Source organism: Phytopseudomonas flavescens, from assembly GCF_900100535.1.
Lineage (GTDB): Bacteria > Pseudomonadota > Gammaproteobacteria > Pseudomonadales > Pseudomonadaceae > Aquipseudomonas > Aquipseudomonas flavescens.
Genome location: NZ_FNDG01000003.1, coordinates 347,532 through 372,024 on the forward strand (window position 1 = coordinate 347,532; position 24,493 = coordinate 372,024).

Genomic DNA, 24,493 nt, shown 5'->3' on the forward strand with positions numbered 1-24,493 from the left:
CCGCCTCTGGAGGCGGGCTTTTTCATGTACCGAATGCTCGATCGATCACTCTACGGTGACCGACTTCGCCAGGTTACGCGGCTGGTCGACGTCGGTGCCGCGCAGCACGGCCACGTGGTAGGACAGCAACTGCAGCGGCAGGGTGTAGAGGATCGGCGCCAGGGCGTCGTGGATGTGCGGCATGTTCACCACGTGGGTGCCCTCGCCGTTGCTCATGCCGGCCTGCTCGTCGGCAAACACCAGCAGCTCGCCGCCACGGGCGCGTACCACCTGCAGGTTGGACTTGAGCTTGTCGAGCAGCTCGTTGTTCGGTGCGACGGTGACCACTGGCATGTCCGCATCCACCAGGGCCAGGGGGCCGTGTTTCAGCTCACCGGCCGGGTAGGCTTCGGCGTGGATGTAGGAGATCTCCTTGAGTTTCAGCGCGCCCTCCATCGCCACCGGGTACTGAGCACCGCGCCCCAGGAACAGGGTGTGGTGCTTCTCGGCGAACAGCTCGGAAACCTTCTCGACGATCTTGTCCATGGCCAGCGCTTCGTCCAGACGGGCCGGCAGGCGGCGCAGCTCTTCGACGAGTTCGGCAGCCACACCGGCTTCCAGGGTGCCCTTGACCTGGCCGACGGCCAGGGTCAGCAGCATCAGGCCGACCAGTTGAGTGGTGAAGGCCTTGGTCGAGGCGACGCCGATCTCGGGGCCGGCGTGGGTCAGCAGGGTCAGGTCGGATTCACGCACCAGCGAGCTGATGCCGACGTTGCAGATGGCCAGGCTGGCCAGGTAGCCGCCATCGGCCTTGGCGTTGCGCAGGGCGGCCAGGGTGTCGGCCGTCTCACCGGACTGGGAGATGCTGACGAACAGGGTGTCCGGCTGCACCGCCACGCGGCGATATCGGAACTCGCTGGCCACTTCGACCTGGCAGGGAATGCCCGCCAGCCCTTCGAGCCAGTAACGGGCGACCATGCCGGCGTGGTAGCTGGTGCCGCAGGCGACGATCTGCACGTTGCGCACCTTGGCGAACAGCTCGGCAGCCTGGGGTCCGAAAGCCTGCACCAGTACATGATCGCTGCCCAGGCGGCCTTCCAGCGTGCGCTGCACGACGGTGGGCTGATCAAAGATTTCCTTGAGCATGAAGTGGCGGAATGCGCCCTTGTCCGCCGCATCGGCGCCTTCGTGGTACTGCACCACTTCACGCTGCACGACAGTGCCGTTGGTATCCCAGATCTGCACGCTGTCGCGCTGGATCTCGGCAATGTCGCCTTCTTCGAGATACATGAAGCGATCGGTGACCTGGCGCAGGGCGAGCTGGTCGGAGGCGAGGAAATTCTCACCCAGGCCCAGGCCAACGACCAGCGGGCTGCCACTGCGCGCGGCGAGCAGACGATCCGGTTGGGCGGCGCTGATCACGGCCAGACCGTACGCACCCTGGAGCTGCTTGACCACCGCTTTCAGGGCGTCAGCGAGGTCGCTCTCAGTTTTCAGGGTGTGATCGAGCAGGTGCACGATGACTTCGGTATCGGTATCGGAACTGAAGGTATAACCGAGGCCCTGGAGGCGCTCGCGCAGCGGACCGTGGTTTTCGATGATGCCGTTGTGCACCACCGCCAGCTGATCACCGGAGAAGTGTGGGTGGGCATTGCTCTCGGTCGGCACGCCATGGGTGGCCCAGCGAGTATGGGCGATACCCAGACGACCTGGCAGCGGCTCGCTGCTCAGCGCGCTCTCCAGTTCGCCGACCTTGCCGACGCGACGACGACGCTGCAAGGCGCCCAGATCATCGACCAGTGCCACACCGGCGCTGTCGTAGCCACGGTACTCGAGGCGCTTGAGGCCCTCGACCAGCACAGCAGTGATGTTGCGTTCGGCGATGGCGCCTACGATGCCACACATAGCGTTCTCCTCAGGAAGCGTCAGCTACCGCGCAGATCAACTGGATCCCGCGGGCCAAGAGTTGTTCACGCGCCTCATCAGCGAGGCGCTCATCGGTAATCAGGGTGTGCACGCTGCTCCAGGGCAGCTCCAGGTTGGGGATGCGGCGGCCGATCTTGTCGCTTTCGACCATCACGATCACTTCACGGGCCACCTCGGCCATCACCCGTGAAAGGCCCAGCAATTCATTGAAGGTGGTAGTACCGCGCTGCAGGTCGATGCCGTCGGCACCGATGAACAACTGGTCGAAATCGTAGGAGCGCAGCACCTGCTCGGCGACCTGCCCCTGGAAGGAATCCGAGTGCGGATCCCAGGTGCCGCCGGTCATCAGCAGCACCGGCTCGTGTTCGATGTCGCTCAGGGCGTTGGCCACGCTCAACGAATTGGTCATCACCACCAGGCCGGGCTTGTGGCCCAGCTCGGGAATCATCGCCGCCGTGGTGGTGCCGCTGTCGATGATGATCCGCGCATGCTCGCGAATCCGTGCCACGCCGGCGCGGGCGATGGCCTGCTTGTAACGGGAAATCGGCTGGCTGCTCTCGACGATCAGTTCCTGGGGCAACGACACGGCACCGCCATAGCGGCGCAGCAACAGGCCATTGGTTTCCAGTGCGGCGAGGTCCTTGCGAATGGTCACTTCGGACGTCGCGAAACGCTTGGCCAAGGCATCCACGCTCACCTCACCCTGCTCGGCGAGCAAGGTGAGAATGGTGTGACGACGCTGTGGTGTGTTGCGCTTCGACATGCTTAAGTTTCGGTTCGAAAGATAATGGCGCGAATCAAAACCTAAATAAGCTTCGGAGTCAAGCTACCACGAAAGCAAATTCTTCGATGAAGTTAACCGCAACACCAGCATTTCACTGCTTCACAGCCTTTCAGCTGAGGGTCAGCTTGACACCGAAACCGATCAGAAACAGCCCGGCCAGCTTTTCGAGGCCCCTGCCGATACGAGGATTGGCACGCATGCGCTCCGCCAGGAAATGGGTACAGAGTACGACTACCAGCCCGTAGAGGAAGGTCAGCACCGCGATGGTCACGGCCAGAAAACCGAACGTGAGCATGCCCTGATGGCGCAGCGGATCGATGAACAGCGGAAAGAAGGCCATGTAGAAGACGATGGCCTTGGGATTGAACAGGGTGATCAAAAAGGTTTGTCGCAGGTATTGGCGCGGTTTGATATCCAGGGTGGGCGCTGCCCCGGGTCTGGCCAGCAACATCCGCGCACCGAGCCAGATCAGGTAGGCCGCGCCCAGCCACTGCACCAGATGGAAGGCAGCGGGATAAGCCTTGAGCAACGCCGCTACACCGGCCACCGCCAGCCACATCAACACCTGATCACCGAGGATGATGCCCAGGGTCGATGCCAGGCCACCACGAATGCCGCCCTTGCCTGTGGATAAGATCAGCGCCAGGTTACCCGGCCCGGGAATCGCCAGCAGAACGATGAAGGCCACCACGAAAGCGCTGTAATCCGTTACACCGAACATGCATCGACTTCCTATTGATGTGATGAGGCGAGACAAGGCCAGCTATACAGTGGTTATCCACAACTTCATCCACAGCGCCCATTTCCTGGGTATCGCTCCGCTCAACCCAGGCTACGCGGGCCTCCTACTTCTTGGCTGGGCGCTGCCAGCCTTCGATATTGCGCTGGCGGCCACGGGCAACGGCCAGGTTCTTGGGTGGCACGTCATTGGTAATGGTCGAGCCGGCAGCGGTGTTGGAGCCATCACCGATATCCACAGGTGCGATCAACGAGTTGTTGGAGCCGATGAATACATCCTCGCCAATCACCGTCTGATGCTTGTTGGCGCCGTCGTAGTTGACGGTGATGGTGCCAGCACCGATGTTGGTGCGCGCGCCAATGACGGTGTCACCCAGGTAGGTCAGGTGACCCGCCTTCACGCCCTCACCCAGCACGGCATTCTTCAGCTCCACGAAGTTACCCACATGAGCCTTGGCCCCCAGCACGCTACCGGGGCGCAGACGGGCGAACGGGCCGCAATCGGCGCCCTCGCCGACGTCGGCACCTTCCAGGTGGCTGTTGGCCTTGACGATGGCGCCCTTGCGCAGGGTGCTGTCCTTGATCACGCAGTTGGGGCCGATCTGCACGTCGTCTTCGATGATCACCCGGCCTTCGAGGATCACGTTGATGTCGATGGTCACATCGCGGCCCACGGTGACATCGCCGCGCACATCGAAACGATGCGGGTCACGCAGGGTGACGCCCTGCGCCATCAGGCGGCGGGCGATGCGCTGCTGGTAATGACACTCCAGCTGCGACAGCTGGATGCGGTCGTTGGCACCCAGCACTTCCATCTCGTCGGCGGCCCGTTCGGTAGCCACCACCAGGCCGTCGGCCACTGCCATGGCGATCACGTCGGTCAGGTAGTACTCGCCCTGGGCATTGCTGTTCGACAGCCGCCCCAGCCAGTCGGCCAGGCGCTTGCCCGGCACCGCGAGAATGCCGGTATTGCCTTCGCGGATCTGCCGCAGCGCTGCGCTGGCATCCTTGTGTTCGACGATGGCCTGCACCACGCCCTGATCGTCCCGCACGATGCGCCCGTAGCCGGTCGGATCGGCTAGCTCGACGGTGAGCAGGCCAAGCTGATCGTCATTGACCAGAGCCAGCAGGCGCTGCAGGGTCGCGGTCTCGATCAGCGGCACGTCACCGTAGAGGATCAGTACGGTATCGGCGCTGAGCTGCGGCAGCGCCTGAGCCACTGCGTGGCCGGTACCGAGCTGCTCGGCCTGGATGACGAAATTCAGGTCGTCCGCTGCCAGTCGCTCACGCACCTTCTCGGCGCCATGCCCGATCACCACCTGAATGCTCTGTGGCTGCAGGCTGCGGGCGGTGTCGACGACGTGGGCGAGCATGGGCTTGTGGGCCACCGGGTGCAGGACCTTGGGCAGAGCGGAGCGCATACGGGTGCCCTGGCCGGCGGCGAGGATGACGATATCGAGGGACATGGGGAGCGGTTCCTTGGCAATCGCAGACGCGCGGGTCGGCTGCGAAATGAAAACGGCAGAAAAGCAAAAGGGTAGCCAAGGCTACCCTTTTACCAAGCAACGATGAAGCCCGCAGGTATCAGCTACCGCCGAACTTCTTGCGCAGTTGCTGGACGGTACGCAGCTGGGCTGCAGCCTCGGCCAGACGCGTAGCCGCAGAACCGTAGTCGAACTCGGCACCCTGCTCGCTCAACGCTTTCTCGGCAGCCTTGACGGCTTCCTGAGCAGAGGCTTCGTCCAGGTCGGCGGCACGTTGCACGGTGTCGGCAAGTACCTTGACCATGCTCGGCTGCACTTCGAGGAAGCCACCGGAGATGTAGAACACCTCGGTGTCGCCACCCTGCTTGACCAGACGAATCGGGCCCGGCTTGAGGTCGGTGATCAGCGGCGCGTGGCCCGGGGAAATCCCCAGATCACCCAGGTTGCCGTGGGCGATCACCATTTCGACCAGACCGGAGAAGATCTCGCCTTCTGCGCTGACGATGTCGCAATGGACTGTCATAGCCATATCTAGCCTCACGTAAGCGCCCGTTGCCGGGCGCACGGGTGATTACAGTTTTTTCGCTTTCTCGATGGCTTCTTCGATGCCGCCGACCATGTAGAACGCCTGCTCCGGCAGGTGATCATACTCACCTTTGAGGATGCCGCTGAAACCAGCGATGGTGTCCTTCAGGGAAACGTACTTGCCTGGCGAACCGGTGAAGACTTCGGCCACGAAGAACGGCTGGGACAGGAATCGCTGGATCTTACGAGCACGGGATACCAGCTGCTTGTCTTCTTCCGACAGTTCGTCCATGCCGAGGATGGCGATGATGTCCTTCAGCTCCTTGTAACGCTGCAGCACGTACTGAACGCCGCGAGCGGTGTCGTAGTGCTCCTGGCCGATCACGTTCGGATCCAGCTGGCGCGACGTCGAGTCGAGTGGATCGACCGCCGGGTAGATACCCAGGGAGGCGATGTCACGGGACAGTACGACGGTGGCGTCCAAGTGGGCGAAGGTGGTCGCCGGGCTCGGGTCGGTCAGGTCGTCCGCAGGGACGTATACAGCCTGGATCGAGGTGATCGAACCGGTCTTGGTCGACGTGATGCGCTCTTGCAGAACGCCCATCTCTTCGGCCAGGGTCGGCTGATAACCCACTGCAGACGGCATACGGCCGAGCAGTGCGGATACTTCGGTACCGGCCAGGGTGTAGCGGTAGATGTTGTCCACGAAGAACAGAACATCACGGCCTTCGTCACGGAACTTCTCGGCCATGGTCAGGCCGGTCAGTGCGACGCGCAGACGGTTGCCTGGTGGCTCGTTCATCTGACCGTAGACCAGGGCTACCTTGTCGAGAACGTTGGAGTCCTTCATCTCGTGGTAGAAGTCGTTACCCTCACGAGTACGCTCACCCACACCGGCGAACACGGAATAACCGCTGTGCTCGATGGCGATGTTACGGATCAGTTCCATCATGTTCACGGTCTTGCCGACACCGGCGCCACCGAACAGACCGACTTTACCGCCCTTGGCGAACGGGCAGACCAGGTCGATGACCTTGATGCCGGTTTCCAGCAGCTCGTTGGAGCCAGCTTGCTCGGCGTAGGTCGGCGCAGGACGGTGAATGCCCCAACGCTCTTCTTCGCCAATCGGGCCCGCTTCGTCGATCGGGTTGCCCAGTACGTCCATGATACGACCCAGGGTCTTCACCCCGACCGGTACCTGGATGCCTGCGCCCGTGCTGTCGACGTCCAGGCCACGTTTCAGGCCTTCGGTCGAACCCATCGCAATGGTACGCACCACGCCGTCGCCCAGCTGCTGCTGAACTTCCAGAGTGGTTTCGGCGCCGACTACTTTCAGCGCTTCATAAACACTCGGCACCTTGTCACGCGGGAATTCCACGTCGATGACGGCGCCGATGATTTGAACGATACGTCCGCTACTCATCTTTGATTCCTCTGACTTGTTTCAACCGTTCTGGACAGTTGAACCGTTAAACCGCGGCAGCGCCGCCGACGATTTCCGAAATTTCCTGGGTGATCGCTGCCTGACGTGCCTTGTTGTAAACCAACTGCAGGTCTTTGATGATGTCGCCAGCGTTGTCGGTGGCATTCTTCATCGCAATCATCCGCGCGGCCTGTTCGGCGGCGTTGTTCTCGACCACTGCCTGGTACACCTGCGACTCCACGTAGCGCACCATCAGCCCGTCAAGCAGCTGCTTGGCGTCGGGTTCGTACAGGTAGTCCCAGTGGTGTTTCAGCTCCTGATCCGGATCGGCCACCAGTGGAATCAACTGCTCCACGGTCGGCTTCTGGGTCATGGTATTGACGAACTTGTTGGAAACCACGGACAAACGGTCGATGCGCCCTTCCAGGTAAGCATCGAGCATCACCTTGACGCTGCCGATCAGGTCGTTGATCGACGGCTCTTCGCCGAGGTGGCTGATCGCAGCGACGACGTTGCCACCAAAGTTGCGGAAGAATGCCGCACCCTTGCTGCCAACCACGCAGAGATCGATCTCCACGCCGCGCTCGCGATTTGCCGACATGTCCTTGACCAGGGCCTTGAACAGGTTGGTATTCAAGCCACCGCACAGACCACGGTCCGAACTCACCACCACGTAACCGACGCGCTTAACTTCGCGTTCGATCATGAAGGGATGACGGTATTCCGGGTTGGCGTTGGCCAGATGACCAATCACCTGGCGGATACGCTCCGCGTAGGGACGGCTAGCTGCCATGCGCTGTTGTGCCTTGCGCATCTTGCTGACCGCCACCTTTTCCATGGCGCTGGTGATCTTCTGCGTGCTTTTGATGCTCGCAATCTTGCTGCGAATCTCTTTTGCGCCTGCCATTTCACACCTTTGGGGTTAGCAGGCGGGCGCCGTTGGGCGCCCGCTGCGGCTTACCAGGTTTGGGTGGCTTTGAACTTCTCGATACCGGCTTTGAGCTGGCCATCGATGTCGTCATTGAAGTCACCCTTCTCGTTGATCTTCGCCATCAGAGCGGCGTGATCACGGTTGAAGAAGGCGATCAGAGCCTGCTCGAAGCTGATGATCTTGGCGACTTCGATGTCGGTCAGGAAACCACGCTCGGCGGCATACAGCGACAGCGCCATGTCCGCGATGGACATCGGAGCGTATTGCTTCTGCTTCATCAGCTCGGTAACGCGCTGGCCGTGCTCAAGCTGCTTGCGGGTGGCTTCGTCCAGGTCAGACGCGAACTGGGCGAATGCCGCCAGTTCACGGTACTGAGCCAGAGCGGTACGGATACCACCGGAGAGCTTCTTGATGATCTTGGTCTGCGCAGCACCACCCACACGGGATACCGAGATACCGGCGTTGACGGCCGGACGGATACCCGAGTTGAACATGGCCGATTCCAGGAAGATCTGACCGTCGGTGATGGAAATCACGTTGGTCGGAACGAACGCGGAAACGTCGCCAGCCTGGGTTTCGATGATCGGCAGAGCGGTCAGGGAACCGGTCTTGCCCGTCACGGCGCCATTGGTGAACTTCTCGACGTACTCTTCGGAAACGCGCGATGCACGCTCCAGCAGACGGCTGTGGAGATAGAACACGTCGCCCGGGTAGGCTTCACGGCCTGGCGGACGGCGCAGCAGCAGGGAGATCTGACGGTAGGCAACGGCCTGCTTGGAGAGGTCGTCGTACACGATCAGGGCATCTTCACCGCGGTCACGGAAGTATTCGCCCATGGTGCAGCCGGCGTAAGGAGCCAGGAACTGCAGCGCAGCGGATTCGGAAGCCGAAGCAGCCACCACGATGGTGTTGGCCAGGGCGCCGGACTCTTCCAGTTTGCGAACCACGTTGGCGATGGTCGATTGCTTCTGACCGATGGCTACGTAGACGCAGAAGATGCCGCTGCTCTTCTGGTTGATGATGGCGTCGACGGCCAGGGCAGTCTTGCCGATCTGACGGTCACCGATGATCAGCTCGCGCTGGCCACGGCCTACCGGGATCATGGCATCGACCGACTTGTAACCGGTCTGCACCGGCTGATCGACCGACTTACGCCAGATCACGCCCGGTGCAACTTTCTCGACGGCGTCGGTGGCTTGAGCATTGATCGGGCCTTTGCCATCGATCGGGTTGCCCAGGGCGTCGACAACGCGGCCCAGCAGTTCCGGACCAACCGGAACTTCCAGGATGCGCCCGGTGCACTTGGCGCTCATGCCTTCGGCCAGGGTGGTGTACGCACCCAGGATTACGGCACCTACGGAGTCTTGCTCCAGGTTCAGTGCCATACCATAGACGCTGCCCGGGAACTCGATCATTTCGCCGTACATGACGTCGGCGAGACCGTGAATGCGCACGATACCGTCAGACACGCTGACGACGGTGCCTTCGTTACGGGCTTGGGAAGAGACGTCGAGTTTCTCGATACGTCCCTTGATGATTTCACTAATTTCGGAAGGATTGAGTTGCTGCATAGCTCTGCTGCCCCTTCAAACTCAAGATTTCAATGCTTCGGCCAGTTTCGCGATCTTGCCGCGAACTGAGCCATCGATAACCAGGTCGCCGGCGCGGATCACGACACCACCAATCAAGGCGGCATCCTCCGCAGCATGCAGGCGCACTTCCCGGCCGAGCCGTGCACTGAGAACCTTGGCGAGTTTGTCTTGCTGTTCATCGCTCAATGCGAAGGCACTGGTGACATCCACGTCGATCGACTTCTCCTGTTCGGCCTTGTACAGCTCGAACAGCGAGTGGATTTCCGGCAACAGGGCCAGACGATCGTTCTCTGCGACAACGTGGATGAAATTGCGTACCTGGGCGTCGAACTTGTCACCACACACCTCGACGAAGGTGGTGGCCTTGTCTGTACTCGTCAAACGCGGGGCCTTGAGCACGCGTTGCAGGGTGGCGTCTTGCGACACCGCCGCTGCCAGGCCGAGCATGGCTGACCAAGAGGCCAGCTGCTGGTGAGCCTGGGCGTATTCGAAGGCCGCCTTGGCGTAAGGTCGGGCCAACGTGGTCAGTTCTGCCATGATCGCGCCCTCGCTTAAATTTCGGCGGCCAGTTTGGAAACCAGCTCCGCATGCGCGTTTTGGTCGATGGATGCGCCCAGGATCTTCTCGGCACCGCCAACGGCCAGAGCACCCACTTGGGCACGCAGCGCGTCTTTGATGCTGTTGATTTCCTGTTCGATCTCGGCCTGAGCCTGTGCCTTCACGCGATCCGCCTCGACACGCGCCTGTTCACGGGCTTCGTCGACGATTTGAGTACCGCGTTTCTTGGCTTGCTCGATGATCTCAGCAGCCTGTGTCTTGGCTTCGCGCAGTTGTTGACCCGCTTTCTCTTGGGCCAACTCCAGATCACGAGCCGCACGACTGGCTGCATCCAGACCTTCTGCAATCTTCTTCTGACGTTCTTGCAAAGCCGCAATGACCGGAGGCCACACGAACTTCATGCAGAACAGCACGAAGATAAAGAAGGCAACGGACTGGCCAATCAGGGTTGCATTAATGTTCACGCCAACACCTCGCTCGTTCGTTGTCCATCACACCAATCAGCTCGAAAACTCGAGTGATCAGCCAGCGATTTGACCAACGAAGGGGTTCGCGAAGGTGAAGAACAGTGCGATACCAACACCGATCATGGTCACGGCGTCGAGCAGGCCGGCGACGATGAACATTTTCACTTGCAGCATTGGAACCATTTCCGGCTGACGCGCAGCGCCTTCCAGGAACTTGCCGCCCAGCAGGCCGAAGCCGATGGCGGTACCCAGAGCGCCCAGGCCAATCAGCAGAGCAACAGCGATCGCGGTCAGACCAACTACAGTTTCCATCTTTCCTCCCGACTTTTTACGTCGTATTGGTTAAGGTTTTTCTAAGGGTAAAGCGGTAAAGCAAAATCGTTGCTTCCAGTGCCCTTGCAGGCGATCCAGCCGAAACTGGAATCCATCGAAAACGCCGCGCATCCCGCCGGGGCAGTGGATGCGCATCACGTCATCAATGGCTGTCTTCGTGCGCCATCGACAGGTAGACGATGGTCAGCATCATGAAGATGAAGGCCTGCAGCGTGATGATGATCAGGTGGAATACTGCCCAGGCCCACTGCAGGACGCCTGCCAGTGCTGCCAACAGAATGCCGCCGCCGAACATGACCGCGATGAGGATGAAGATCAGCTCGCCGGCATACAGGTTGCCGAACAGACGCAGCGCCAGGGAAATCGGCTTGGCGATCAGGGTCACGAACTCCAGCAGGAGGTTGACCGGGATCAGCAAAATTTTCACGAAGATGTTCTTGGCACTGAACGGGTGCAGGGTCAGTTCGCCGATGAAGCCGCCGATGCCCTTGACCTTGATGCTGTAGAAAATGATCAGCGCGAATACCGACAGGGCCATGCCCAGGGTCGCGTTCGGGTCGGTGGTCGGTACGGCGCGGAAGAACAGGTGCTCGTCACCGGCTATCTTGGCAGCGGCGACCGGAATCCAGTCCACCGGCACCAAGTCCATCAGGTTCATCAGGAAGATCCAGACGAAGATGGTCAGGGCCAGCGGCGCGATCAGCGCATTGCGGCCGTGGAAGGTGTCCTTGACGCTGCCGTCGACGAACTCGACCAGCACTTCGACGAAATTCTGCAGACCGCCAGGCTGGCCCGAGGTGGCACGGCTTGCGGCAGCCTTGAACAGCAGAATGAAGATCAGGCCCAGCACCACGGAGATACCCAGGGTATCGAGGTGGAACGCCCAGAAGCCCATTTCTTTGGCCTCTTCAGCGGTGTGGGCGAACCCCCAGCCATTCACCGGATGCTGACCATAGGTCAGGTTCTGCAAGTGATGCTGGATATAACCCGAAGCGGTTTCTGCAGCTGCCATAAATCCCTCAAACGCTCTAAGGCTTTAAAAGTTATCTCTTCATCAGCAAGGGTGCGAACCAGTTGACCAATTGGGTCAGCAGGAATACGCCGAACAACGCCAGCGCATCCAAAGGCTTCACACCTGCAAACACCAGCGCAAAAAGCACCGCTGTCAGAACCAGTTTCCCCGCTTCGCCGGCATAGAACGACCGGACGATGGCCTGGGCCGCCCGCGCTCCGGAGAACCGGAATGCCTTGTGGGCGAAATACAGATTCGGCAGCCAGGCGATCAGGCCACCGTACAAGCCTGAATAGCCACCGATCGAGCCCCGCCCGTACCAGCAGGCAGCGGCAAGAACCAATGCCACGATCAGTTGAGCCAGCAGAACAGGAAACACCGGCAGTCGATGGAATGGCAGGCGTTTTGGCGTGCGGCTATCCATCATTTTTCCCGGTAAATCGTACTCAGACTTCGTTACCAAGCTAATCAATAACTTGGCACATTTTGTGCCGCCGAAATGCGCGCAGAGTATAGGGGTGGTTCCCACCCCGTTCAACTGCCCGAAAGTCTTTTCGCACTAGTGCCGCGGGGGCAATTGTTTCAGCGGATGTGGGCCAGGACGCCCTGCAGTTCATCGAGGGAATTGTAGCGAATGACCAGTTGGCCCTTGCCCTTCTGGCCATGCTTGATCTGTACCGGAGAGCCCAGGCGCTCAGCCAGGCGCTGTTCGAGCCGGCTGATATCCGGATCGGCCTTGACGGCGGCCACGGGCTTTTCCTGGGTGTTCAGCCATTGCCGCACCAGCGCCTCGGTCTGACGGACGGTCAGGCCCCGTGCGACAACGTGTCGCGCTCCCTCGGTCTGCTGTTCGGCAGGCAGGCCCAGCAAGGCGCGGGCGTGGCCCATTTCCAGATCGCCATGGGACAGCAGGGTCTTCACCTCTTCGGGCAGGGCGATCAGGCGCAGCAGGTTGGTGATGGTCACTCGCGACTTGCCGACGGCTTCGGCGACCTGTTGCTGGGTCAGCTGGAATTCCTGCTGCAGGCGCTGCAGGGCCATGGCTTCTTCGATCGGGTTGAGGTCTTCGCGCTGGATGTTCTCGATCAACGCCATGGCGATGGCGGCTTCGTCCGCCAGCTCGCGCACCAGCGCCGGAATGCGCTCCAGGCCGGCCTGCTGGGTGGCCCGCCAGCGACGTTCACCGGCGACGATCTCGAAACGTCCCTCACCCACCGGGCGCACCACGATGGGCTGCATCACGCCGTGGGTCTTGATCGAGTGGGCCAGCTCCTCGAGGGCGGTGACGTCCATGTCGCGGCGTGGCTGGTATTTGCCGCGCTGGATCAGGTCCAGGGGCAGATGCTGCAGCTCGCTGGTGTCGGCCTGGACCGCTTCTTCCTCAAGGGCGTCGACGCTGGAGCCCCCCAACAGGGCATCCAGGCCTCGTCCCAGCCCACGTTTCTTGGCGGCCATGCACAGGTTCCTTATACGGTTGCGGTGTGGGCGTTCGCACGCTGTCGACGAACCAGTTCGCCAGCCAGCGCCAGATAGGCGATCGCACCACGGGATTGCTTGTCGTAGACCAGCGCCGGCATGCCGAAGCTCGGCGCTTCGGCCAGTCGCACGTTACGCGGGATCACGGTTTGATAGAGCGTGTCGGGGAAATGTTCCTTGAGCTGCGCCGATACGTCGTTGGTCAGGCTGATGCGCGGGTCGTACATGGTACGCAGCAGGCCTTCGATCTTCAGCGACGGGTTGAGCAGCTTGCCGATGCGCTGGATGCTGTTGACCAGATCGCTCAGCCCCTCGAGCGCGTAGTATTCGCACTGCATGGGGATGATCACGCCGTCGGCGGCGACCAGTGCGTTGACCGTCAGCATCGACAGCGCCGGTGGGCAGTCGATGAGGATGTAATCGTAATTCTCGCGGATCGGCGCCAGTGCATAGCGCAGGCGGCTTTCCTTCATCTTCATTTCCAGCAGGGACACTTCCGCGGCGGTCAGATCACGGTTGGCCGGTAGCAACTGGTAGCCGCCATGCTCGGAGAACTGCATGGCCTCGACCAGATTGCATTCACCGACCAGCACGTCGTAGACGGAGTGTTCCAACGCCTGTTTGTCCACACCGCTGCCGGTGGTGGCGTTGCCCTGAGGGTCGAGGTCGATGAGCAGTACACGGCGTTTGGTCGCAACCAGGGAAGCCGCCAGGTTGATGCAGGTCGTGGTCTTGCCCACGCCGCCTTTCTGGTTGGCGATTGCGAATACTTTAGCCATGTTGCCGTTCCCCCTAAACCGAGCGACGCAGTATCAACAGATGGCGCTGGCCTTGGCAACCGGGAACCTTGAGCACGTGGGTGGCAGCAAGGTGGAAGTCCGCTGGCAATGCCTGCAGCTCGTCGTCCGGATGTACGCCCTTCATCGCCAGCCACTGGGTCTGGCCATCGCCGAGATGGCGCGTCCAGTTGGAAAAATCCTCCAGTGAGCTGAAAGCCCGTGAACAGATACCGCTGAACGGCCGCTCAGGCGTGAATGCTTCCACCCGGCTGTGGATAACGTCCAGGTTGGCCAGCTTCAGCTCGAGCTTCACTTGCATCAGGAAGCGGGTTTTCTTGCCGTTGGAATCGAGCAGCGTGAAACGTCGCTCCGGAAACAGGATGGCCAGCGGAATACCGGGCATGCCACCACCACTGCCGACATCCAGCCAGTTATCCCCAGCCTCAACGACGAAGGGCACCACGCTGAGGCTATCGAGCAGATGACGCGAGACCATCTCGTTGGGGTCGCGTACGGCGGTCAGGTTGTAGGCCTTGTTCCACTTGATCAGCAAGGCCAGGTAGGCGAGCAATTGCTGGTGTTGCTGCTCGGACAGGGTGACACCCAGTTCGCGGGCGCCTTGCTGCAACTCTTCGGCATGACGAGTGGTTACGGCGGACATCAGGCGGGCTGCTCCAGCTGGCGACCGGCGCCGCGTTTCTTCAGATGAATCATTAGCAGGGAAATCGCTGCGGGCGTGACACCCGGGATACGCGACGCCTGGCCCAGGGTCTGTGGCCGGGCATTGCCAAGCTTGTGCTGGATCTCCTTGGAGAGCCCGGAAATCGTCGTGTAGTCGATGTCGGTGGGCAGTGCGGTTTCTTCACTGGCGCGCAGGCGAGCGATCTCGTCCTGCTGACGCTCGATGTAGCCCGCGTACTTGGTCTTGATCTCGACCTGCTCGGCGACCTGCGGATCCTCGGCGCCTTCACCGGTCACCTGGACCAGGCCGACGTAGTCGATCTCCGGGCGCGCCAACAGATTGAGCAGGTTGTACTCATGGGTCAGCGGCGTGCCGAAACGCTCGACGAGAGCGTCGCCCTGGGGCGTGTTCGGGCGCACCCAGGTACTTTTCAGGCGCTGCTCTTCACGGGCGATGCCTTCACGCTTGGCCTCGAAGGCTGCCCAGCGCTCGTCGTCGACCAGGCCCAGTTCGCGACCTTTTTCGGTCAGGCGCAGGTCGGCGTTGTCTTCACGCAGAATCAGCCGGTACTCGGCCCGCGAGGTGAACATGCGGTACGGCTCCTGGGTACCCAGGGTGATCAGGTCGTCGACCAGCACGCCGATGTAGGCCTCGTCCCGACGGGGACACCAGCTGTCCTTGCCCTGCGCGCGCAATGCGGCATTGGCACCGGCCAGCAGGCCCTGTGCACCGGCTTCTTCGTAGCCGGTGGTGCCGTTGATCTGCCCTGCGAAGAACAGGCCGCCGATGACCTTGGTCTCCAGGCTGTATTTCAGGTCGCGAGGATCGAAGTAGTCGTACTCGATGGCATAGCCCGGGCGCACGATGTGCGCGTTCTCCATGCCGCGGATGCTTTGCACGACCTGCAATTGCACGTCGAACGGCAGGGAGGTGGAGATGCCGTTGGGGTACAGCTCATGGGTGGTCAGGCCTTCCGGCTCGATGAACACCTGGTGGCTGTCCTTATCGGCGAAGCGATGGATCTTGTCTTCGATCGACGGGCAGTAACGCGGCCCGACACCTTCGATGACACCGGAATACATCGGCGAGCGATCCAGGTTGGCGGCGATGATTTCGTGAGTTCGCGCATTGGTGTGGGTGATCCAGCAGCTCACCTGGCGTGGGTGCTGTTGCTTGCTGCCCATGAACGACATCACCGGAATCGGCATATCGCCTGGCTGCTCGGTCATCACGGAAAAATCCACCGAACGTCCATCGATGCGTGGGGGCGTACCGGTTTTCAGGCGACCGACACGCAGCGGCAGTTCACGCATGCGTTTGGCCAGAGCATTCGAGGGCGGATCACCGGCACGACCACCGGAATAGTTCTGCAGGCCGATGTGGATAAGTCCACCAAGGAAGGTACCGGTGGTCAGTACCACGGAGTCTGCGAAGAAACGCAGCCCCATCTGGGTCACCACGCCTTTGACTTCGTCCTGCTCGACGATCAGGTCGTCGGCAGCCTGCTGGAATATCCACAGGTTGGCCTGGTTTTCCAGGATCTCGCGGACTGCGGCCTTGTACAGGATGCGATCCGCCTGGGCGCGTGTCGCACGTACCGCCGGGCCCTTGCGGCTGTTGAGTACGCGGAACTGGATGCCCCCCTTGTCGGTGGCAGTCGCCATGGCGCCACCCAGGGCGTCGATTTCCTTGACCAGATGGCTCTTGCCGATCCCGCCGATGGCCGGGTTGCAGCTCATCTGTCCCAGGGTCTCCACGTTGTGGGTCAGCAGCAGGGTTTTCACGCCCATGCGCGCCGCTGCAAGCGCAGCCTCGGTACCGGCATGGCCGCCGCCGATGACGATCACCTGAAAACGGGAAGGGAAATCCACCACGCACCTCGTGCCTGTTGAGTAGGGGTTAGTCGGAAAGGGCGGCAAGTATAGGGACTTAGCCGAATTGAAAGAAGCCTTTTGCACAAAAAATAGCCAATTGGTCATCAGTCATCGCTTAGTTATCGGTTGTCCTTCATCCCCTTTTCCCATCGCCCCTGGCAGATCGAATGACCTGGATATAAATAAAAGAAAAAGAATGATTTTCTTAAAAGGCTTGTTTTTATGTTTATAAATGATAGCGACAATTTCTGTGGATACATTGCTACAGGCCAATAACCACATGCTGTACAGCAATGTATGGAAGTGCGGGTATCCTGGGTGGCGGGTGTTGGATAGCGGTGATCAGCCTGTGTGTAAAAGTGCTGGTTATGCACAGGGTGGTTTATCCCTAGCTTTGTCACCGGGTTATGGGCATAGCTCAGCCGAGGTTTTCCACAGGGTTCATTTTGGCTGTTGAAATCTCAATCGACAGGAAATTACCTACCAGGCGTGCTGGTCGGCAGGCCCTGATCAGAATGCGGGATCTGGAAGTGAGAAAGGTGGCAGAGAAAGGAGAGGTAATGCCGATCTTTTGTTGGGGAAGATTGGTCGGCTGAATGGAACAAGCCGCGACCTGTGTAGGAGCGCACTTGCGGGCGATGTGACAGCGGAGCATGACTGCCATTCGCCGCGGGGTCGCGGCCCTAGAGGGCCATTGGCTAGCTGGAAAACCTGCGGCCCTGGGGATAAGTAGAGATCAATCTGCGGGCGGGCGATCAAGCGGGTCTCTTTGCGCAGTTCTACAGTACCCCGAAACGCTTATTTTCCGATGCAGAAGCTCGAGAAGATGCGCCCCAGCAGATCGTCGGAGCTGAAGGCACCGGTAATCTCCCCCAGTGCCTGCTGGGCCTGTCGCAGGTCTTCGGCAAGCAGCTCGCCCGCGCCTGCCAGCGTCAGTTGCGCATGCCCGTGTTCGAGGTGGCTCTGTGCCTGGTGCAAGGCATCCAGGTGGCGGCGGCGGGCGCTGAAGCCGCTCTCTGCCGTTTGCTGAAAGCCCATGCAGGCTTTCAGGTGTTCACGCAGCAGCTCCAGGCCTTCGCTGGACCTGGCGGATAGCACCAGCATGGCGTGGCCATCGTCGCTGGTGTGCAAGCCGACGGGCTCGGCCGAGAGATCCGCCTTGTTGCGGATCAGCGTGACGCGGGTGGAGTCCGGGCGCTGCTCGAGAAACTCCGGCCACAATGCGAAGGGATCACTCGCCTCAGGTGCCGTGGAGTCGACCACCAGCAGCACGCGATCCGCTTCGCCGATGGCCTTCAGCGCACGTTCCACGCCAATTCGCTCGACCTGATCCTCGGTATCGCGCAGCCCTGCGGTATCGATCACGTGCAGTGGCATGCCATCGATGTGGATATGTTCGCGCAGTACGTCTCGCGTGGTGCCGGCGACATCGGTGACGATGGCCGCTTCGCGCCCGGCTAGGGCATTGAGCAGGCTGGATTTTCCGGCGTTCGGCCGCCCGGCGATCACCACGTTCATGCCATCGCGCAGCAGCGCGCCCTGACCCGCTTCGCGCAATACTGTGGATAACTGGGCGCGTACACCTTCGAGCAGGCTCAGGACGTGGCCATCGGCCAGGAAGTCGATTTCTTCTTCAGGAAAGTCGATGGCGGCTTCGACGTAGATACGCAGGCTGATCAGTCGCTCGGTCAGCTCATGCACTCGACGGGAGAATTCACCTTGCAATGAGCGCACGGCATTGCGCGCTGCCTGGGTGGAGCTGGCTTCGATCAGGTCGGCGATCGCTTCCGCCTGTGCCAGGTCGAGCTTGTCATTGAGGAATGCCCGTTCGCTGAACTCCCCCGGGCGGGCCTGACGTGCACCCAGCTCCAGGCTGCGCTGCAGCAGCATGTCCAGAACCACCGGGCCGCCGTGGCCCTGCAGTTCGAGCACGTCTTCACCCGTGAAGGAGTTGGGTCCTGGAAAGAACAACAGCAACCCTTCGTCGATCACCTCACCGCAATCGTCATGCCAGGCACCGTAGTGCGCATGCCGTGGTACCGGCTCGATACCACTCAGGGTGATCGCGATCATCCGTGCGCGCGGCCCGGAGACCCGCACGATACCGACCCCGCCACGACCCTGGGCAGTGGCGACGGCAGCGATGGTTTCACGGGGTACGGACATAGCATTCTCCAGACGCTGGATAGCAGAACGCCCCACGAGGGGGCGTCTGTCATGTAGCTGATGAAGCGCGAGGGCTACGCCTCGGAAGGCTTGTTCGCGGCTTCGATCTTGCGGGTAATGTACCACTGCTGAGCGATGGACAGGACGTTGTTGACCACCCAGTACAGCACCAGACCCGCCGGGAACCACAGGAAGAAGAAGGTGAAGATGATCGGCATCATTTTCATCACACGAGCCTGCATGGGGTCCGGCGGCGTCGGGTTCAACTGCTGCTGGATGAACATGGTGGCGCCCATGATGATCGGCAGGATGAAGAACGGGTCCTTGATCGACAGGTCGGTGATCCACAGGATCCACGGTGCCTGACGCATCTCAACGGATTCCAGCAGGGTCCAGTACAGGGCCAGGAACACCGGCATCTGTACGAGGATCGGCAAGCAGCCGCCCAGCGGGTTGATCTTCTCTTTCTTGTACAGCTCCATCATCGCCTGGGACATCTTCTGGCGATCGTCACCGAACTGTTCCTTCAGCGCCTGCAGGCGCGGCGATACGGCACGCATGCGCGCCATGGAACGGTAGCTGGCGGCCGACAGCGGGAAGAAGGCCAGCTTGATGATCAGCGTCAGCACGATGATCGAGAAGCCCCAGTTGCCGAGCAGGTTGTGGATATGTTCCAGCAACCAGAAGATCGGCTCGGCGAGGAACCACAGGATGCCGTAGTCGACGGTCTTGTCCAGGCCAGGCGACAGCGCTGCAAGGTCCTTCTGGATCTTCGGACCGGCATACAGGATGGTGCTGGCCTGGGCCTGGGTACCAGCGGCAATGTTCAGTGCCGGGCCGGTGTAGCCGATGATGTAGTTACCCTGGCTGTCCTTGCGGGTCTGCACCAGGTTGGTGTCGTCTTTCGACGGAATCCAGGCTGTCACGAAGTAGTGCTGCAGCCAGGCGATCCAGCCGCCCTGTACGGATTCCTTGAGACCCTGCTTGTCGATGTCTTTCATCGACACCTTGGTGTACGGCTTCTCGGCGGTCCACAGCGCCGCACCCAGGTAGGTGGCAGTGCCGGTGGCGGTGCTGGAGGACGGATCACCACTGTTGTCGCGCTTGAGCTGGGCGAACAGGTTACCGGTCCAGGCATTGGCACTCTGGTTGTCGATCAGGTAGGTGACGCCGATCTGGTAACCGTTGCCACTGATGCAACCGGCTTTCTTCTGTTCCACTTCCTTGGCGGAGCAACTGGTATCGAGGCCACGATTGAAGGTGAAACGCTTGATGTAGTTGACGCCGGCTTCGCTGAAGCTCAGGTCGACGACCAGTTGGTCCTGGCCATTGGCCAACTGATAGACGCGACGCTCGCTGTTGTACAGCGGGCGACCGTTGGCACGGGCGTCCGGACCGTTGGCGCCGGTCAGGCCACTTTGTGCCAGGTACAGGTGCTCGCTGCCGTTGTCGAACAGCTGGAACGGAACGTCCGGGCGGTCCTGGCGGCGCGGGTAGTGGGGCAGGCTCAGGCGCACCACATCACCACCGCGCGGATCGATGGCCAGATCCAGAACGTCGGTCTTGACCTGGATCAGCTCGTCGCTGACAGCGACGGCCTCCACCGGGCTTGGATCGGTGCCGTCGGCGTTCGCCGTGGGGACATCGTCGTTGCTGGCAACGGAGGCGGTTTCCGGCAAGCCCGGGGTGGCCTTGCTGGTGGAAGCTGTCTGATTCGGCAGGGCAGCCTGGCCATAGTCCTGGTTCCATTGGAGAACCATCATGTAGGACACGACTGCCAGGGCGACGATCAGGATCGAGCGTTTGATATCCATGATTATTCGGCCATCGAAGAGGATCGGGAGTGTTTCGCGAGGGGCACCGGATCGTAGCCTCCGGGATGCCAGGGGTGACAGCGTCCCAGACGACGAACGGTCAGCCAGCCACCACGCAGGACGCCATGGGTTTCGATGGCTTCGAGCGCGTAGCAGGAACAAGAGGGATAGAAACGACAATGACTGGCCATCAATGGACTGATGGCGTACTGGTAGAACCGGATTGGAGCTTGAACCAGTTTACGCATGGGGATTGTCGTTCACCCCGGTCCGGGCATCGGTCTGCTGAACAGGCTTGCTGCGGGCAAGGCGTTTCCACAGCTTGCCGAACTGTTGGGCCAGTTCGGCGTTCTGCAGATCGCCCAGGCCTTTACGCGCGACCACCACGATGTCCCAGCCCACCAGGTTGTCCTGGTTCAGGCGGAACGATTCGCGGATCTGGCGTTTCAGGCGATTGCGCTCAACGGAGAGCTTGACGCTCTTCTTGCCGATCACCAGACCTAGGCGTGAATGATCAAGCTCATTGTTGCGCGCAAGCAGCAGGACACTCTTGCCCGGCGCTTTGCCACTGGGAGAGTCGAAGACTGCCTTGAATTGCCGGGGAGTTAGCAGGCGCTTCTCCCGGCCGAAGCCTCGACTCACCACAAGACTGGAAAATCAGACTGCGAGACGAGCACGGCCCTTGGCGCGACGACGCGACAGGACGGCACGGCCGTTCTTGGTAGCCATGCGGGCACGGAAGCCGTGGGTACGAGCGCGTTTGATGGTGCTGGGTTGGAAAGTGCGTTTCATGATGCGGTTACCTGGTTGTCGACAACGGGCCGGAATGGCCCCCGTTTTAAGAGACCGGCGATTCTAGAGAAAGCCGCAGGCCAGGTCAATTTCCAACCAGGTGTTTTCCACCTAGAGAAATATAAAGGAAAGAATCTTTTTAGAAAGGCTTGTTATGTTTTCTATATTTAGGCGAATGCCTTTCTGTGGATAAGTATCTGGGCGTCTTTTCCTTGGCGGCTTTCGGCACTTTGAAACCCTGTCAGAAAACAGTGCCGCGCCTGTTGGGCAGGCGGGCATAAGCTGGGGGTGAAATGGCAATTTACCCACAGGCTGATTATCCACCGCGTTTTCCCTGTGCTTGCGCACGGGGTTCATGGGCTTTTATCCACAGGTTTCAAGGTTATTCAGCCGACGTCTGGTCGTTCAGGTAACACCTTGATTTGTCATGTACTGATCGCGTTTCCTATGTGGATAACTCAAGCGGCGGAGGCTACAATAGCGGCTGTTTTTGCCTCAGCGCTTTTGATCAGGGGATGTCCGTGTCCGTGGAACTTTGGCAGCAGTGCGTAGAACTTCTACGCGACGAACTGCCTGCCCAGCAATTCAACACCTGGATCCGTCCATTACAGGTAGAAGCCGAAGGCGACGAGCTGCGCGTCTACGCACCCAATCGCTTCGTGCTCGACTGGGTCAATGAAAAGTACATGGGGCGTATGCTCGAGTTGCTCGGTGAGCGTGCTTCGGGCCTGGTTCCCGCCATATCCCTGTTGATAGGCAGCCGCCGTAGCTCCACGCCTCGTGCCGTGCTGACGCCCTCGCCGTCGGTCGCCAACTACAGCAGCCCGGCCGCGCCTGCGCCGCAGGTCAGCGCACCGCCGCCCAAGCCGCCGGTTCAGGCCGAGCCCTCCCGGGCCAGCTTCGATTCCATGGCGGGTGCCGCCTCCAGCGTCGCGCCGGTTCGCAGTGAACGTAACGTGCAGGTAGAAGGTGGCCTCAAGCACACCAGCTACCTTAACCGCACCTTCACCTTCGACAACTTCGTCGAGGGCAAGTCCAACCAGTTGGCGCGTGCCGCAGCCTGGCAGGTCGCGGATAACCCCAAGCACGGTTACAACCCGCTCTTCCTTTATGGAGGGGTCGGCCTGGGCAAGACTCACCTGATGCATGCCGTCGGTAACCACTTGTTGGCCAAGAACCCGAATGCCAAGGTGGTCTACCTGCATTCCGAGCGTTTCGTGGCTGACATGGTCAAGGCGCTGCAGCTCAATGCCATCAACGAATTCAAGCGTTTCTACCGCTCGGTGGATGCGCTGCTGATCGACGACATCCAGTTCTTCGCCAAGAAGGAGCGCTCCCAGGAGGAGTTTTTCCACACCTTCAATGCCTTGCTCGAGGGTGGCCAGCAGGTGATTCTCACCAGCGACCGTTATCCGAAAGAGATCGAAGGCCTGGAAGAGCGACTGAAGTCGCGCTTCGGCTGGGGCCTGACCGTGGCGGTCGAGCCGCCCGAGCTGGAAACCCGTGTGGCGATCCTGATGAAGAAGGCCGACCAGGCCAAGGTCGATCTGCCCCACGATGCTGCATTCTTCATCGCCCAGCGCATTCGTTCCAACGTGCGTGAGCTGGAAGGCGCATTGAAACGTGTGATCGCACATTCGCACTTCATGGGGCGCGACATCACCATCGAGTTGATCCGCGAGTCGCTGAAGGATCTGCTGGCCCTGCAGGACAAGCTGGTCAGCATCGACAATATTCAGCGCACCACGGCCGAGTACTACAAGATCAAGATCACCGATCTGTTGTCCAAGCGTCGTTCTCGTTCCATCGCCAGGCCGCGCCAGGTGGCCATGGCCTTGTCCAAGGAACTGACCAATCACAGCCTGCCGGAAATCGGTGTGGCCTTTGGCGGTCGTGATCACACCACGGTATTGCACGCCTGTCGTAAGATTGCTGAACTTAGGGGATCCGATGCGGACATCCGCGAGGATTACAAGAACCTGCTGCGTACACTGACAACGTGACGCGCCACTCCATGCACGAGGCAAGGGACTAGACCATGCACTTCACCATTCAACGCGAAGCCCTGTTGAAACCCCTGCAACTGGTCGCCGGCGTCGTGGAACGCCGCCAGACCTTGCCGGTTCTGTCCAATGTTCTGCTGGTCGTCGAAGGCCAGCAGCTGTCGCTGACCGGTACCGACCTCGAGGTCGAGCTGGTCGGTCGCGTGGCGCTGGAAGATGCCGCCGAACCCGGCGAAATCACCGTGCCGGCACGCAAGCTGATGGACATCTGCAAGAGCCTGCCGGCCGACGCGCTGATCGACATCCGTGTCGACGAGCAGAAGCTGCTGGTCAAGGCTGGGCGCAGCCGTTTCACCCTGTCCACCCTGCCGGCCAACGATTTCCCCACCGTCGAAGAAGGCCCGGGTTCGCTGACCTTCGATCTGGTGCAGAGCAAGTTGCGTCGCCTGATCGAGCGCACCAGCTTCGCCATGGCTCAACAGGACGTCCGTTACTACCTCAACGGCATGCTGCTGGAAGTGCAGACCGGGGTCCTGCGTGCTGTAGCCACCGATGGCCACCGTCTGGCGATGTGTTCCATGGACGCCAGCATCGAGCAGGTCGAGCGTCATCAGGTGATCGTCCCGCGTAAAGGCATCCTCGAGTTGGCGCGCCTGCTCACCGAGCAGGATGGTACCGTAAGCATCGTCCTGGGCCAGCACCACATCCGTGCGACCACAGGTGAGTTCACCTTTACCTCCAAACTGGTCGACGGCAAGTTCCCGGACTACGAGCGTGTACTGCCACGTGGTGGTGACAAGCTGGTCGTCGCAGACCGTCAGGGCCTGCGTGAAGCCTTTAGCCGCACCGCGATCCTGTCGAACGAAAAGTACCGCGGTATTCGCCTGCAATTGGCCGCCGGCCTCTTGAAAATCCAGGCCAACAACCCGGAGCAGGAAGAAGCAGAAGAAGAGATCGCCGTGGACTACAACGGCGGCGCGCTGGAGATCGGTTTCAACGTCAGCTATCTGCTCGATGTGCTGGGCGTGATGACCACCGAACAGGTGCGTCTGATCCTGTCCGATTCCAACAGCAGTGCGCTGGTCCAGGAAGCCGACAATGACGATTCCGCTTATGTCGTCATGCCGATGCGCCTGTAATTGTTGCTGCCGCTAA

At 60.7% G+C, this 24,493-nt stretch carries 24 protein-coding genes; 2 read left to right on the plus strand and 22 right to left on the minus strand.

What is annotated here, in order from left to right; genetic code table 11:
• Nucleotides 1-45: 45 nt before the first annotated feature.
• The 22 genes from glmS to rpmH form a co-directional block, all read right to left on the minus strand.
• Nucleotides 46-1,884 (minus strand): glutamine--fructose-6-phosphate transaminase (isomerizing), encoded by a 1,839-nt coding sequence (gene glmS / locus BLR94_RS05695; RefSeq protein ID WP_084303795.1) that lies wholly within the window; start codon nucleotides 1,882-1,884, stop codon nucleotides 46-48.
• Nucleotides 1,885-1,894: 10 nt separating this feature from the next.
• Nucleotides 1,895-2,668, minus strand: coding sequence for a DeoR/GlpR family DNA-binding transcription regulator (locus tag BLR94_RS05700; protein ID WP_084303796.1), 774 nt, complete (start codon nucleotides 2,666-2,668; stop codon nucleotides 1,895-1,897).
• A gap of 130 nt (nucleotides 2,669-2,798) precedes the next feature.
• Nucleotides 2,799-3,410 (minus strand): LysE family transporter, encoded by a 612-nt coding sequence (locus BLR94_RS05705; protein WP_084303797.1) that lies wholly within the window; start codon nucleotides 3,408-3,410, stop codon nucleotides 2,799-2,801.
• Between the two features lie 124 nt (nucleotides 3,411-3,534).
• Nucleotides 3,535-4,893, minus strand: coding sequence for a bifunctional UDP-N-acetylglucosamine diphosphorylase/glucosamine-1-phosphate N-acetyltransferase GlmU (glmU, locus tag BLR94_RS05710; protein ID WP_084303798.1), 1,359 nt, complete (start codon nucleotides 4,891-4,893; stop codon nucleotides 3,535-3,537).
• 118 nt (nucleotides 4,894-5,011) lie between these two features.
• Nucleotides 5,012-5,440, minus strand: coding sequence for a F0F1 ATP synthase subunit epsilon (locus tag BLR94_RS05715; RefSeq protein WP_084303799.1), 429 nt, complete (start codon nucleotides 5,438-5,440; stop codon nucleotides 5,012-5,014).
• 42 nt (nucleotides 5,441-5,482) lie between these two features.
• Nucleotides 5,483-6,859: a F0F1 ATP synthase subunit beta gene (gene atpD, locus BLR94_RS05720; RefSeq protein WP_073263617.1), complete on the minus strand. Its 1,377-nt coding sequence runs from the start codon at nucleotides 6,857-6,859 to the stop codon at nucleotides 5,483-5,485.
• A gap of 46 nt (nucleotides 6,860-6,905) precedes the next feature.
• Entirely contained in the window at nucleotides 6,906-7,766 is an 861-nt protein-coding gene (gene atpG, locus BLR94_RS05725; RefSeq protein WP_084303800.1) for a F0F1 ATP synthase subunit gamma, read from the minus strand.
• A gap of 50 nt (nucleotides 7,767-7,816) precedes the next feature.
• Nucleotides 7,817-9,361: a F0F1 ATP synthase subunit alpha gene (gene atpA / locus BLR94_RS05730; RefSeq protein WP_084303801.1), complete on the minus strand. Its 1,545-nt coding sequence runs from the start codon at nucleotides 9,359-9,361 to the stop codon at nucleotides 7,817-7,819.
• Nucleotides 9,362-9,382: 21 nt separating this feature from the next.
• The gene (locus tag BLR94_RS05735) at nucleotides 9,383-9,919 is read right to left on the minus strand and encodes a F0F1 ATP synthase subunit delta (protein ID WP_084303802.1); all 537 of its coding nucleotides are present in this window, start codon (nucleotides 9,917-9,919) and stop codon (nucleotides 9,383-9,385) included.
• A gap of 14 nt (nucleotides 9,920-9,933) precedes the next feature.
• Nucleotides 9,934-10,404, minus strand: a complete 471-nt coding sequence (locus BLR94_RS05740; RefSeq protein ID WP_070882403.1) for a F0F1 ATP synthase subunit B — start codon at nucleotides 10,402-10,404, stop codon at nucleotides 9,934-9,936.
• 57 nt (nucleotides 10,405-10,461) lie between these two features.
• Entirely contained in the window at nucleotides 10,462-10,719 is a 258-nt protein-coding gene (gene atpE, locus BLR94_RS05745) for a F0F1 ATP synthase subunit C (RefSeq protein WP_003097235.1), read from the minus strand.
• A gap of 163 nt (nucleotides 10,720-10,882) precedes the next feature.
• The gene (gene atpB, locus BLR94_RS05750) at nucleotides 10,883-11,752 is read right to left on the minus strand and encodes a F0F1 ATP synthase subunit A (protein WP_084303803.1); all 870 of its coding nucleotides are present in this window, start codon (nucleotides 11,750-11,752) and stop codon (nucleotides 10,883-10,885) included.
• A 31-nt stretch (nucleotides 11,753-11,783) separates the two neighbouring features.
• Nucleotides 11,784-12,176: a F0F1 ATP synthase subunit I gene (locus tag BLR94_RS05755; RefSeq protein ID WP_084303804.1), complete on the minus strand. Its 393-nt coding sequence runs from the start codon at nucleotides 12,174-12,176 to the stop codon at nucleotides 11,784-11,786.
• 158 nt (nucleotides 12,177-12,334) lie between these two features.
• Nucleotides 12,335-13,207 carry a ParB/RepB/Spo0J family partition protein gene (locus BLR94_RS05760; protein WP_084303805.1) on the minus strand — a complete coding sequence of 291 codons (873 nt, stop codon included), beginning with the start codon at nucleotides 13,205-13,207 and terminating at the stop codon, nucleotides 12,335-12,337.
• 11 nt (nucleotides 13,208-13,218) lie between these two features.
• A complete protein-coding gene (locus tag BLR94_RS05765) occupies nucleotides 13,219-14,007 on the minus strand; it encodes a ParA family protein (protein WP_084303806.1) in 789 nt (262 codons plus the stop codon).
• A 13-nt stretch (nucleotides 14,008-14,020) separates the two neighbouring features.
• Nucleotides 14,021-14,668: a 16S rRNA (guanine(527)-N(7))-methyltransferase RsmG gene (gene rsmG / locus BLR94_RS05770; RefSeq protein ID WP_084303807.1), complete on the minus strand. Its 648-nt coding sequence runs from the start codon at nucleotides 14,666-14,668 to the stop codon at nucleotides 14,021-14,023.
• Nucleotides 14,668-16,560, minus strand: coding sequence for a tRNA uridine-5-carboxymethylaminomethyl(34) synthesis enzyme MnmG (gene mnmG, locus BLR94_RS05775; RefSeq protein WP_084303808.1), 1,893 nt, complete (start codon nucleotides 16,558-16,560; stop codon nucleotides 14,668-14,670). The genes rsmG and mnmG overlap by 1 nt, the downstream gene beginning before the upstream one ends.
• A gap of 801 nt (nucleotides 16,561-17,361) precedes the next feature.
• Entirely contained in the window at nucleotides 17,362-18,729 is a 1,368-nt protein-coding gene (gene mnmE / locus BLR94_RS05780) for a tRNA uridine-5-carboxymethylaminomethyl(34) synthesis GTPase MnmE (protein WP_084303809.1), read from the minus strand.
• 74 nt (nucleotides 18,730-18,803) lie between these two features.
• The gene (gene yidC / locus BLR94_RS05785) at nucleotides 18,804-20,543 is read right to left on the minus strand and encodes a membrane protein insertase YidC (RefSeq protein ID WP_084303810.1); all 1,740 of its coding nucleotides are present in this window, start codon (nucleotides 20,541-20,543) and stop codon (nucleotides 18,804-18,806) included.
• Between the two features lie 2 nt (nucleotides 20,544-20,545).
• Nucleotides 20,546-20,791, minus strand: coding sequence for a membrane protein insertion efficiency factor YidD (gene yidD, locus BLR94_RS05790; RefSeq protein WP_082045890.1), 246 nt, complete (start codon nucleotides 20,789-20,791; stop codon nucleotides 20,546-20,548).
• The gene (rnpA, locus tag BLR94_RS05795; protein ID WP_175154212.1) at nucleotides 20,784-21,185 is read right to left on the minus strand and encodes a ribonuclease P protein component; all 402 of its coding nucleotides are present in this window, start codon (nucleotides 21,183-21,185) and stop codon (nucleotides 20,784-20,786) included. Before rnpA ends, yidD begins: the two co-directional genes overlap by 8 nt.
• Before the next feature lie 15 nt (nucleotides 21,186-21,200).
• Entirely contained in the window at nucleotides 21,201-21,335 is a 135-nt protein-coding gene (rpmH, locus tag BLR94_RS05800; protein WP_003213577.1) for a 50S ribosomal protein L34, read from the minus strand.
• Between the two features lie 521 nt (nucleotides 21,336-21,856).
• Here rpmH and dnaA point away from each other — a divergent pair.
• Both dnaA and dnaN read left to right on the plus strand, forming a co-directional pair.
• Nucleotides 21,857-23,338 (plus strand): chromosomal replication initiator protein DnaA, encoded by a 1,482-nt coding sequence (gene dnaA / locus BLR94_RS05805; protein WP_084303874.1) that lies wholly within the window; start codon nucleotides 21,857-21,859, stop codon nucleotides 23,336-23,338.
• Nucleotides 23,339-23,373: 35 nt separating this feature from the next.
• Nucleotides 23,374-24,477 carry a DNA polymerase III subunit beta gene (gene dnaN, locus BLR94_RS05810; protein WP_084303812.1) on the plus strand — a complete coding sequence of 368 codons (1,104 nt, stop codon included), beginning with the start codon at nucleotides 23,374-23,376 and terminating at the stop codon, nucleotides 24,475-24,477.
• Nucleotides 24,478-24,493 lie beyond the last annotated feature (16 nt).

Coding starts and splice junctions, on each gene's coding strand:
- glmS (WP_084303795.1), bottom strand. CDS start 1,884: ATGTGTGGCATCGTAGGCGCCATCGCCGAACGCAACATCACTGCTGTG.
- BLR94_RS05700 (WP_084303796.1), bottom strand. CDS start 2,668: ATGTCGAAGCGCAACACACCACAGCGTCGTCACACCATTCTCACCTTG.
- BLR94_RS05705 (WP_084303797.1), bottom strand. CDS start 3,410: ATGTTCGGTGTAACGGATTACAGCGCTTTCGTGGTGGCCTTCATCGTT.
- glmU (WP_084303798.1), bottom strand. CDS start 4,893: ATGTCCCTCGATATCGTCATCCTCGCCGCCGGCCAGGGCACCCGTATG.
- BLR94_RS05715 (WP_084303799.1), bottom strand. CDS start 5,440: ATGGCTATGACAGTCCATTGCGACATCGTCAGCGCAGAAGGCGAGATC.
- atpD (WP_073263617.1), bottom strand. CDS start 6,859: ATGAGTAGCGGACGTATCGTTCAAATCATCGGCGCCGTCATCGACGTG.
- atpG (WP_084303800.1), bottom strand. CDS start 7,766: ATGGCAGGCGCAAAAGAGATTCGCAGCAAGATTGCGAGCATCAAAAGC.
- atpA (WP_084303801.1), bottom strand. CDS start 9,361: ATGCAGCAACTCAATCCTTCCGAAATTAGTGAAATCATCAAGGGACGT.
- BLR94_RS05735 (WP_084303802.1), bottom strand. CDS start 9,919: ATGGCAGAACTGACCACGTTGGCCCGACCTTACGCCAAGGCGGCCTTC.
- atpE (WP_003097235.1), bottom strand. CDS start 10,719: ATGGAAACTGTAGTTGGTCTGACCGCGATCGCTGTTGCTCTGCTGATT.
- atpB (WP_084303803.1), bottom strand. CDS start 11,752: ATGGCAGCTGCAGAAACCGCTTCGGGTTATATCCAGCATCACTTGCAG.
- BLR94_RS05755 (WP_084303804.1), bottom strand. CDS start 12,176: ATGGATAGCCGCACGCCAAAACGCCTGCCATTCCATCGACTGCCGGTG.
- BLR94_RS05760 (WP_084303805.1), bottom strand. CDS start 13,207: ATGGCCGCCAAGAAACGTGGGCTGGGACGAGGCCTGGATGCCCTGTTG.
- BLR94_RS05765 (WP_084303806.1), bottom strand. CDS start 14,007: ATGGCTAAAGTATTCGCAATCGCCAACCAGAAAGGCGGCGTGGGCAAG.
- rsmG (WP_084303807.1), bottom strand. CDS start 14,668: ATGTCCGCCGTAACCACTCGTCATGCCGAAGAGTTGCAGCAAGGCGCC.
- mnmE (WP_084303809.1), bottom strand. CDS start 18,729: ATGTCCGTACCCCGTGAAACCATCGCTGCCGTCGCCACTGCCCAGGGT.
- yidC (WP_084303810.1), bottom strand. CDS start 20,543: ATGGATATCAAACGCTCGATCCTGATCGTCGCCCTGGCAGTCGTGTCC.
- yidD (WP_082045890.1), bottom strand. CDS start 20,791: ATGCGTAAACTGGTTCAAGCTCCAATCCGGTTCTACCAGTACGCCATC.
- rpmH (WP_003213577.1), bottom strand. CDS start 21,335: ATGAAACGCACTTTCCAACCCAGCACCATCAAACGCGCTCGTACCCAC.
- dnaN (WP_084303812.1), top strand. CDS start 23,374: ATGCACTTCACCATTCAACGCGAAGCCCTGTTGAAACCCCTGCAACTG.